At 64.6% G+C, this 8060-nt stretch carries 14 protein-coding genes; 2 read left to right on the top strand and 12 right to left on the bottom strand.

Translation table 11 applies throughout. From position 1 onward, the window contains the following. Positions 1 to 13 precede the first annotated feature (13 nt). The 11 genes from EV643_RS43545 to EV643_RS43495 all read right to left on the bottom strand — a co-directional run bounded on the left by EV643_RS43545 (position 14) and on the right by EV643_RS43495 (position 6123). On the bottom strand, positions 14 to 1042 hold the full coding sequence (locus tag EV643_RS43545; RefSeq protein WP_133806104.1) for a replication initiator: 1029 nt from the start codon (positions 1040 to 1042) through the stop codon (positions 14 to 16). Positions 1043 to 1207: 165 nt separating this feature from the next. Further along, positions 1208 to 1459, bottom strand: coding sequence for a hypothetical protein (locus tag EV643_RS43540; RefSeq protein ID WP_133806103.1), 252 nt, complete (start codon positions 1457 to 1459; stop codon positions 1208 to 1210). 109 nt (positions 1460 to 1568) lie between these two features. Further along, positions 1569 to 2576, bottom strand: coding sequence for a SprT family zinc-dependent metalloprotease (locus EV643_RS44595; protein ID WP_166665812.1), 1008 nt, complete (start codon positions 2574 to 2576; stop codon positions 1569 to 1571). After that, positions 2573 to 2830 (bottom strand): hypothetical protein, encoded by a 258-nt coding sequence (locus tag EV643_RS43530; RefSeq protein ID WP_133806102.1) that lies wholly within the window; start codon positions 2828 to 2830, stop codon positions 2573 to 2575. The genes EV643_RS44595 and EV643_RS43530 overlap by 4 nt, the downstream gene beginning before the upstream one ends. Beyond that, the gene (locus EV643_RS43525) at positions 2827 to 3102 is read right to left on the bottom strand and encodes a hypothetical protein (protein WP_133806101.1); all 276 of its coding nucleotides are present in this window, start codon (positions 3100 to 3102) and stop codon (positions 2827 to 2829) included. The genes EV643_RS43530 and EV643_RS43525 overlap by 4 nt, the downstream gene beginning before the upstream one ends. Next, positions 3099 to 3413: a hypothetical protein gene (locus tag EV643_RS43520; protein WP_133806100.1), complete on the bottom strand. Its 315-nt coding sequence runs from the start codon at positions 3411 to 3413 to the stop codon at positions 3099 to 3101. The genes EV643_RS43525 and EV643_RS43520 overlap by 4 nt, the downstream gene beginning before the upstream one ends. After that, entirely contained in the window at positions 3410 to 3622 is a 213-nt protein-coding gene (locus EV643_RS43515) for a hypothetical protein (RefSeq protein ID WP_133806099.1), read from the bottom strand. Before EV643_RS43515 ends, EV643_RS43520 begins: the two co-directional genes overlap by 4 nt. Beyond that, positions 3619 to 4461 carry an FtsK/SpoIIIE domain-containing protein gene (locus EV643_RS43510; protein ID WP_133806098.1) on the bottom strand — a complete coding sequence of 281 codons (843 nt, stop codon included), beginning with the start codon at positions 4459 to 4461 and terminating at the stop codon, positions 3619 to 3621. The genes EV643_RS43515 and EV643_RS43510 overlap by 4 nt, the downstream gene beginning before the upstream one ends. Next, entirely contained in the window at positions 4454 to 5278 is an 825-nt protein-coding gene (locus EV643_RS43505) for a hypothetical protein (protein ID WP_133806097.1), read from the bottom strand. Before EV643_RS43505 ends, EV643_RS43510 begins: the two co-directional genes overlap by 8 nt. A gap of 126 nt (positions 5279 to 5404) precedes the next feature. Next, positions 5405 to 5752, bottom strand: coding sequence for a hypothetical protein (locus EV643_RS43500; protein WP_133806096.1), 348 nt, complete (start codon positions 5750 to 5752; stop codon positions 5405 to 5407). Between the two features lie 50 nt (positions 5753 to 5802). Beyond that, entirely contained in the window at positions 5803 to 6123 is a 321-nt protein-coding gene (locus EV643_RS43495; RefSeq protein WP_133806095.1) for a hypothetical protein, read from the bottom strand. A 117-nt stretch (positions 6124 to 6240) separates the two neighbouring features. Between EV643_RS43495 and EV643_RS43490 the strand changes: the two genes are divergently transcribed. Both EV643_RS43490 and EV643_RS43485 read left to right on the top strand, forming a co-directional pair. After that, positions 6241 to 7029, top strand: a complete 789-nt coding sequence (locus EV643_RS43490) for a GntR family transcriptional regulator (protein WP_133806094.1) — start codon at positions 6241 to 6243, stop codon at positions 7027 to 7029. Positions 7030 to 7037: 8 nt separating this feature from the next. Next, complete coding sequence (locus EV643_RS43485) at positions 7038 to 7715, top strand: 2'-5' RNA ligase family protein (RefSeq protein ID WP_133806093.1); 678 nt, start codon at positions 7038 to 7040, stop codon at positions 7713 to 7715. A 43-nt stretch (positions 7716 to 7758) separates the two neighbouring features. Here the strand turns inward: EV643_RS43485 and EV643_RS46335 are convergent. Further along, the coding region (locus tag EV643_RS46335) for a hypothetical protein (RefSeq protein ID WP_238166222.1) at positions 7759 to 8060 on the bottom strand (302 nt) is incomplete at its 5' end.

Raw genomic sequence — 8060 nt, 5'->3', positions numbered from 1 at the left:
ATCCGTCAACCTGTCACCCGATCGGGACTTGACCTGACCAACCCTCGCCACACCCCAACCGTACCGCACCAGACCCTAAGTTACCGGTATTGGGCAGGGACCGGAACCGGGTGGTTTCGACGGCGCGGCGGATCGCGGCGGCGAGCAGGGCGAAGTCCGCGGTGAGGTGCGGGACCGCTGGCTGGTGGGGCTCGAGCGGATCGACACCGTCGAGGCGCATCAGGGCGTGGAAGTGCGCGACGCCGCGCGCCTGCATTTCGGCGACCTTGCCATAGGAGACCTTGACGGCGATGCCGTGCTTGTTGGCCCAGCGGCGGAGGGTGTCTTTGGCGCGTTCCATGGTGCGGCGCCACAGTTCGCCGGATAGGGCGTTCCAGACGACCTGGTGGTCGTGGTCGTAGCAGTCCAGGCACAGGGGTGTGCCGAGGATCTTCTCGCCGTCGTGGTGGACCTGGTGGCAGCGCAGGTCGATCCCGTGCGGACACGGGTCGGGTTTGCGGCGCGGTCGGCAGGTCTGGTTGCGGAGCTGGCCGTCGCGTCCCCGGTGTTTGCGGGCGGAGTGGACCGGCCCGAACGAGGGGGCGGTGAAGGTGACGAACGCGCACGGGTGCTGCGCGACCGTGGCCGGGATGCCCTTGCCGCCTTGGAGGCCGGCCAGGACGAGTTGGTAGGTGTCGCCCCGGTAGACCTCCGCGCAGGACGGGCAGACGGCGGCGCGGCGGTTCCCGCAGGCCTTGTAGATGACACCGTCGGGCATGTCGTCGGTGTGCCGGGTGGAGATGATCCGCCCGGTCCGCTCGGACACGATGTGGGCTTCGCCGCGCAGCTGGATCGGCCGGACGCAGCCGCCCGCGGAGGCGGTGTGGTCCAGCCAGGCATCGTAGTCGGCGGTGGACGCGGCCCGTGCGATGGCTTCCTCGACTCCGGAGGCGGCGTTGTGGCGCTTCCCAGGGTCGATGGTGGGCCGGTGGGTCTCGATCGGGATGAGCGGGTCTTGGAGGCCGCTCACGGGCCGCGTGGGGATGATGCTGGTAACGGTCATGATTGGGCCTCCTTTCGTGATCTGCGCTGCGTTGGCGGGCGCGTAGCGTTGGTCGTAGCTGGTTGCGTGTCCACCCCCCCCGATGCGGGCCAGTCAGACTGACCCCGTGCCTCCCCCCGGCCGGGGTCGGTCGTGACGGCGACTCCTTGGGTTGACGGTTACGTGTCAGGCGGTACGGGCGGGAGCGGGTTCGAGTTCGGGGCTGCCGAATAGGTGGTAGCCGCAGCCGATGCAGTAGCGGCCGACGGTGGTGTCGCCGAGGAGGACGAGGGTGTAGTCGTCGCCGGGTTCGAGGACGGTGGGGCACCAGTCGTGGCCGCCGAGGTGTTCGGCGGCTACCCAGTCGCAGTAGAAGGTGCTGTCGGCAACGGCGCGGTGGGCGGTGAGTTCGGCGTAGGCGTTGAGGTCGAGGCTCATCGGGTGCGTCCTTTCGATTGGTACTGCTGGGTCTGGGGTGTTCGGTGTTCGCCCTCATCTCCGGGATCCCGTGGATTCCGGAGATGGGAGCCAGCAACGAACCGTGGGGTTACTCGTCGGGTTCGAAGGTGGAGTCGCAAACGCCGCAGGTGATGTCCCCGAGTTCGAGGACCTGTTTGGCGACGCGGATGCGGCGTGGGCATTGGCATGCGCACGGGACCGCGTTGTTGTTGGTCTTCTTCTCTGTGCCGCCGCCGATGGCTTCGGGGTGGCGGTAGGCGATGAGCGCCTTCTTCAGTTCGGTGATGACGCTCTGGTAGGTGGTCGCGGTCTCCTTGCGGAGGGTGCAGGGCGACCAGCCGATCTTGGGATCTTTGGTGGTGTCGAGTCCGAGCTCTCCTGCGAGGGCTGCGAACTTCTGGTTGTGCCAGCGGCCTTGTCTGCTGGTGTCCTTGATCTCGCGGACGTTGGCGAGGGCGTGTGCGGCTTCGTGGAGCAGGGTGGTGAAGACCTCTTCGGCGGGTCGTTTGAGTCCTTCGCCGGAGATGAGGACTTCGGCCAGGCGGTGTTCGCCGTGTTGCCACCGGGTCGGTGCGAAGTGTCCGTACTTGGCGTGTTTGGTGGCGGTGCCGGAGCCGACGATGATCACGACGGCGGGGACTTCGGTGTGGTTGGCGCGGATCGCGGCCCACGCGGTTTCGAGGGCGGACAGGAGTTCCGCGGTGGTGTACTCGGTTTGACGCTTACGTGTCATCCGAGCCATAGGCGACCCGGTCCGGGTCGTGGTGGCAGCGGGCTTCTTCTTCGCCCGCTTGATCGTGACCTGGACGGCAGGGTGGCTCCCACCGGTGCTGAGTTCCTTGAGTTTGTTGCGGACGGCAATGAGTGAGGCGTAGCCGGTGGCTCTGCCGCCTTCGGTGGCGCGGACGTGGTCCATGCGGTTCTGAACGGAGTCGAGCGCTGCCGTGGGTGCGCCGTTGTAGACGGCGGTGGTCTTGGACACGGTCCAGCCGGTGATGCCGGACAGTGCGGTGGTGTTGTGACCGGTGAGGCCGGTGAGCTTGGTTGTGGTCGCGGGCTTGGCCGGAACCGGGGCCGTCAGGGTGTCGGTCGTCATCGGTCGGCTCCGATCCGACGGAGTTCGCTGGAGTTGCGGAAGCATGCGGGTGACCAGTCGTAGCCGTCGCCGTGCTCGACGAGTTCGGGAGCGTCGATGACGATGTGCCATTCGTCGGGTCCGCATTGACCGAGGACGGTTCCCTGCAGCCAGGGCCAGTCCTCGTAGGCTGTCGGGCTGTCAGGGAGGGGATACGGCGTCCAGACAGGCGTGTCGTCGGGGTAGCGCCCATCGTTGGGCAGGTAGCGGCTCATCGTTCGTCTCCCATCCAGAGGGAGCGGAGGTCGTGCTGGATGCGGGTTTTGAGTTCGAAGACCAGCCCGAACAGTTCGAGTGCTTCGTGGTAGGTGGGGTCGTCGACGATGGTGTCTTCGTCGGTGGTTCCCAGTCGCTGTTCGGTCTGCTCGCGGATGGCGTCGCAGTGGGTGAGGACGTCGTTGTAGACGGCTTGCATGGCGTCGTCGAGTCGCCGGTACCGGGTTGCCAGTCGTCGTGCGACAGTGCTGTCGGTGGTGGTGTGGTTCATTGCTGTTCTCCGGTCCAGGTGTCGGGGACATAGAGCGGGTCTTGGATCCACTCGGTGCCGGTGGCGTGCTGGACTTGGTGTTCTTCGAGGAGCGCTCGGGCTTCGTACAGGGCGTCGATCAGGTGGCTGAGCGCGGTGACCGAGCTGGTGATGAGTTCGATCTCGATGGGTGCGTTGCCTAGGTCGATGGCGACGCGGGGGGTTTGGCCGTTACAGGCGAGGTTGATGCCGGCCACTGAGTTGTCGGTGAAGTCGTAGCCGACGATGATCCGGTCGTCGCGTTCGCCACCGGAGGCGTCGTAGTACGTCATGACAGGGCCTCCTCGCGGGTGACGTAGGCGATGCGCCAGTTGCCGTTGTGGGCTTGGCGATTGCGCAGGGCCGACCAGCACTGGCCGCAGCGTTCGGGTTGGGTGGGGAAGTAGACGAAGGCTCCGCAGTTGTGAAGCCATCCGGTGTTGCCGTCGGTGTCCCTCGCGGTGGTAAAGGTGTCGGCGGGTACGGGTTTGACGGTGATCATGCGGCCCTCCGGAGGTGGACGGCTCGGCGGACGAGCCGGGTGACGTGGTGGTCGGTGAGGAAGGCGGTTTTGATGCGGCGGGGGATGCCGCCTTCGGCCAGGAGCAGTCCGATGCCGATGGTGTCGGGGGAGATGTCCTTGGCCGAGTAGCCTTCTTTGGCCCAGCCGGTGCCGAGGATGATGTCGCTGGAGGAGTCGGTGGTGCAGCGGAACGCGAGCCGGTAGGAGAACAGGTCGCGCAGTGAGGTCGGCACGATGTCGGCCGATGGCCGCTGGGTCGCGGCGACGACGATGATCCCGGCTGCCCGTCCCCGGGCGACCAGGTCGCGGACGAGGGTCTTGAACTCGTCTTGCTGCTGGGGTGTGCCGACGGTGACGGTGAAGTAGGCGAGTTCGTCGATGGCCAGCAGGGTGGCGCGGAACCCGTCTTGGTCGGTGATCTTCTTGCGCCCGGTTTGGGCCAGGTGCAGATATCTGCGATCCATCTCGGCTTGCAGTTCCCGCAGGACGCGGAGCGCGATGGTGATGTGGTTGCCGACGAACTGTTTCGCGATCGGCGCGTACGGCAGCAGCTCGACGAGCTTGCCGTCGATCAGCACCAGGTCCACATCGATGGACAAGGCGGCGTGGGAGACGATGTTGCCCAAGGCCACGGACTTGCCGGAGCCCGGTTCGCCGCCGAGCAGGATGTTGCGGTACATGAGCGGCACCGTGACCGCGTGGCCACGCGTGTCGAGACCCAGATAGGCCGGGTCGTAGATCGAGAGCGCACCCTTGGGTGCGGGGGTGGCCCCCGGTTTGCGCCGGGGGAACACCTGTTTCGGTTTGAAGCTAGACATAGTCGGACACGTCTTCTCCGTTGGTGCCCAAGATCACCGTCTGGCTGTCGTTCACGGCGGCGGTGGTCTTGGTCTTCGATGTCTTGGTGCGGCCCGCGTTCGTGTCGGCTCTGGCCGGCGCTTCGGCGATGGGCTCGCTGGAGGCGCTCTCCGGAGTGATGAAGGCCAGGAGAGCGTCATCGGCGACTGCCGCTTCGGGCATGCCGCTGGTGTCGTCGAGCAGCGGCGAGGTGATGTGGGTCTTCGCCAATGGGTCACGCCGGTCGATGTCCACGCGGATCAGCGCGGCGTTGCGGTCGGTGCGGCCGATCAGTGCCTTGCGTGCCCAGCACGCCGAGGCGATGGTTTCGGCCTTGTTTTCCAGGTCTTCGGCCGACAGGCCGGGACGCATCCACAGCCACACGGCTTCCCCGGTCTTGGTGGAGAAGCAGCCGATGATGAACGGCAGGTTCCCCGAGTAGTTCAGGGTCCGCATCTCGGTCAGGCAGGCCCGGATCCGGTGCCGGGTGATCACGCACCACACGCGGTTGCGCAGGAACCGGCGTACCGGCCGGATAGCCAGCACCACGGGAACGGGTGCGGCCATGAGCAGCAGAGCCGGGACCGGCTCGAACTCCCAGCCGTCTGGGGTGGTCAGGTGGTAGTAGACGACCGCGAGAGCGGTCAGGCAGGCGATTTCCCAGCGCCAGCGCCAGATCGACAGCGCGATGATGACCGGCAGGGACTGCGACGGCCGAATGATGGTCTCGACGGTGCTGGTGGTACCGCGCCCACGGCGTACTCGACCAGCCGACCGGTTACGGGTAGATTTGGGCATGACAAGACCTCCCTCTCAGGGGGTTGCGTCAGGAAAGACACGAAGCCAGGACGGTTTCTCAGGCCTTTGACCCGGCTTCGTGTCTCGTTTCCAGGGAGCGGCCCCTTCGAGGGCCGTTCTTGGTTTCTAGCGGTGGTTCATCGGCGTTGACACGTAGGTGTCAGCCGCGGTTGATTCGGCCGAAGCCGACGTCCAGACCGCGTGCGCGTAGTCGCGGGCGGCGTACAGATCGAGGCGACGGTTCGATGCCTCGCGGTACAGATCCAGCAGTTGCCAGAACGCGTCCGACGCGTAGACGGCAAGCGCATCGTTGCTGATCGCAACGACAGGTTCAGCCCGGTACAGGCTCTCGGCGATGCTCTGGTCGAGCAAGACCAGCACCAGTTCGATCTCGACGATTTCGCTGCACTTGGCCACGTACTCGGCCTGTGCCTGATTCGCGGTGATGGTTCGGTCATCCACCGGTTGCGACATGACTACCCCTCAGCTTGAGCAGTTGCACGAAATCACGGGACGAGTGGAGATCAGGACTTCGCAGAACCCGTCGCCGGGTTGAGGTTCTTGGCCCGGTACGCGACACCGTTCCGCCCATTGGTGGCCCACGGCATGGCCTCCAGCTCGACCGGCACGACAACAGCGCCAACCGCGACCTTCGGCATGGCATTGCCCGCCAGAGTCACGTTGATCACCTCGCCGCCCGTCTCGTCGAGCGCCATCACCTGAACCGACCAGAGCAGCTCGTTGGTGTTCCGGTCAGCCTTCTGCCGGCCGTTCTGGTCCTTCTTCTCCTCCACACCCTTGGTGACCGTGAACGTCTTGCCCGTGGTGTCGATGTTCAGCTTCATGAGGAATCGCTCCTTCGCGTCCTAGTGTCCTCGTGTCCTATAGAGGACTGGTTATGTGACAGGAGGGTAGAGGGCTCGTACTCTAGAAGTCAAGACCTCTATAGGAGTTAGGAACAGATGACCTTCGACTTGGCCGCCGGACGCGGCCCGAAGTACCACCGCATCGCCGATACGCTGCGTGCCGAGATTCAGTCAGGCAAGCTGCAGCCGGGCGATCGACTGCCAGCGGAGACGACGCTCTTGGAGCGATTCAACGTCAGCCTTAACACTCTCCGCCAAGCCATCGGCGTCCTTCGTGCCGAGGGCCTCATCGAGTCACGACATGGCGTCGGCACGTTCGTCAAAGACGGTCGGCGGCGACAGCGACGATCACGCAACCGCTACGGACGCGCCCGTGACGACAAGCAGCTGCTGACCTCAGATCTTGAGCACAGGATCGTGTTCGCAGGTCGAGAGCCGGTGCCCCCCCACATTGCCGAGGCGATGAACGTGACACCTGGAACGGAGGTTGTAGTACGCCGCCGCCATCTCTATGACCGAGCAGACGGCCGCCTTGAGGAAGTCGGGGCAAGCTACATCCCCATCGAGATTGGCGGAGGCACCTACCTTGAGGAGCCCACGGTAGTGCCGAAGGCATTGTTTCTTTGCGTCGAAGACCTGACCGGCAAGCAGTATGCCCACGCCCGTGATGCTTGGGTGTCTCGCCTGCCAACTGCCAACGAGAGCGACCTTCTCAATCTCGCCCCGGGGATGCCAGTGCTCCATGTCATTCACGCGGCCAGCAGCGCCGATGGTGACGTTCTCGAAGTATCCGAGTCCGTTTGGCCGGCCGATCGGGTAATGCTCATCGATGAGTACGAGATCACCGCCGAAGCCGAGCAGCCGAACGCACAGTCGGAGATCTAGGAGGACCGATGACGGACAAGCCAGAGTGGATGTGGCGCCACGCAACCGAACTCCGGAATCACTGGTGGTGGCGTCCAGGCTGGCAGATCGGGACACGCTTCTACGCGTTCCACCTCGCGGTCGGGGATTGCGAGGAACTAGCTATCCTGGTGGCGCGGTACCAGGACGCGATCGGCGACATGGTCGGTTTCGATCCGATCCCGCGTGAGTGGCTCCATTTAACGATGCAAGGGCTTGCGTTCGTCGATGACATTTCGCCGGAAGACCTCGCCTCGGTGGTGAAGGCGACGCGCGCAGAGCTGGCCAGAGTTGAGCCGTTTACCCTCGCGTTCAATCTTCCTCTCATCCGACCAGAAGCCTTGGTGCTGGTGCCGGAGGACGTGCAACCGCTCAACGACCTTCGGAACGCCGTCCGATCAGCAATCGAGAAGGTTCTGGGGCAGGGAACCATCGACTTGGGCTCCACCGACTTCCAGCCACATGTGAGCTTCGCGTACGTCAACGCCGATCGGTCAGCCACCGACGCGGTTACCGCGCTTGAGGGCGTCGAGAGCACTCCCGCACACTTTCACGTCGGTACGGTGCCGTTGATTGAGATGCACCGAGACAACCGGATGTACGAGTGGCGACGAATAGAGTCGATGGCGCTCCGCGAATCCACTCCATCGGAACCGGCGCGACGTTAACAGTCAGCGAGCACGAAAGCGAGGGGTGTATCGGCAGCCGGGATCACTTTGATTGCCCATCATCACTTTGAGCATCCCTCATCCGCTTGCGGACATTGATCTGGCTATTGGGGTGTGATCGGAGCACCTCATCTAGCTGATCGATCGGCAAGATGGCATCGAGGTGAGCCCGGTGGATCCGATCTTCCGCGTCCCAATCTCTGTCGAGGTGCGGCATCTCGTGGTCCACTACGAGCCTCGCCAAATGATGCAGTGAGGTTTTCTCATCGGGTGGGTTTCTGAAGTTGGAGTAGGACGAGGGCGGCGGTGGTGATGGCGCCGATTCTCCAGGGGTCGAGGGTGACG

Source organism: Kribbella caucasensis (assembly GCF_004361855.1).
Classification (GTDB): Bacteria; Actinomycetota; Actinomycetes; order Propionibacteriales; family Kribbellaceae; genus Kribbella; species Kribbella caucasensis.
Note: the sequence above shows the minus strand (reverse complement) of the source record. Positions and strands in the feature narration are given on the sequence as shown.

What these genes read in the sequence shown, in the direction of transcription:
- EV643_RS43525 (WP_133806101.1), bottom strand. Translation starts at nt 3,102, where the DNA reads ATGAACCACACCACCACCGACAGCACTGTCGCACGACGACTGGCAACC.
- EV643_RS43530 (WP_133806102.1), bottom strand. Translation starts at nt 2,830, where the DNA reads ATGAGCCGCTACCTGCCCAACGATGGGCGCTACCCCGACGACACGCCT.
- EV643_RS43500 (WP_133806096.1), bottom strand. Translation starts at nt 5,752, where the DNA reads ATGTCGCAACCGGTGGATGACCGAACCATCACCGCGAATCAGGCACAG.
- EV643_RS43540 (WP_133806103.1), bottom strand. Translation starts at nt 1,459, where the DNA reads ATGAGCCTCGACCTCAACGCCTACGCCGAACTCACCGCCCACCGCGCC.
- EV643_RS43520 (WP_133806100.1), bottom strand. Translation starts at nt 3,413, where the DNA reads ATGACGTACTACGACGCCTCCGGTGGCGAACGCGACGACCGGATCATC.
- EV643_RS43515 (WP_133806099.1), bottom strand. Translation starts at nt 3,622, where the DNA reads ATGATCACCGTCAAACCCGTACCCGCCGACACCTTTACCACCGCGAGG.
- EV643_RS43510 (WP_133806098.1), bottom strand. Translation starts at nt 4,461, where the DNA reads ATGTCTAGCTTCAAACCGAAACAGGTGTTCCCCCGGCGCAAACCGGGG.
- EV643_RS43505 (WP_133806097.1), bottom strand. Translation starts at nt 5,278, where the DNA reads ATGCCCAAATCTACCCGTAACCGGTCGGCTGGTCGAGTACGCCGTGGG.
- EV643_RS43545 (WP_133806104.1), bottom strand. Translation starts at nt 1,042, where the DNA reads ATGACCGTTACCAGCATCATCCCCACGCGGCCCGTGAGCGGCCTCCAA.
- EV643_RS43490 (WP_133806094.1), top strand. Translation starts at nt 6,241, where the DNA reads ATGACCTTCGACTTGGCCGCCGGACGCGGCCCGAAGTACCACCGCATC.
- EV643_RS43485 (WP_133806093.1), top strand. Translation starts at nt 7,038, where the DNA reads ATGACGGACAAGCCAGAGTGGATGTGGCGCCACGCAACCGAACTCCGG.
- EV643_RS43495 (WP_133806095.1), bottom strand. Translation starts at nt 6,123, where the DNA reads ATGAAGCTGAACATCGACACCACGGGCAAGACGTTCACGGTCACCAAG.
- EV643_RS44595 (WP_166665812.1), bottom strand. Translation starts at nt 2,576, where the DNA reads ATGACGACCGACACCCTGACGGCCCCGGTTCCGGCCAAGCCCGCGACC.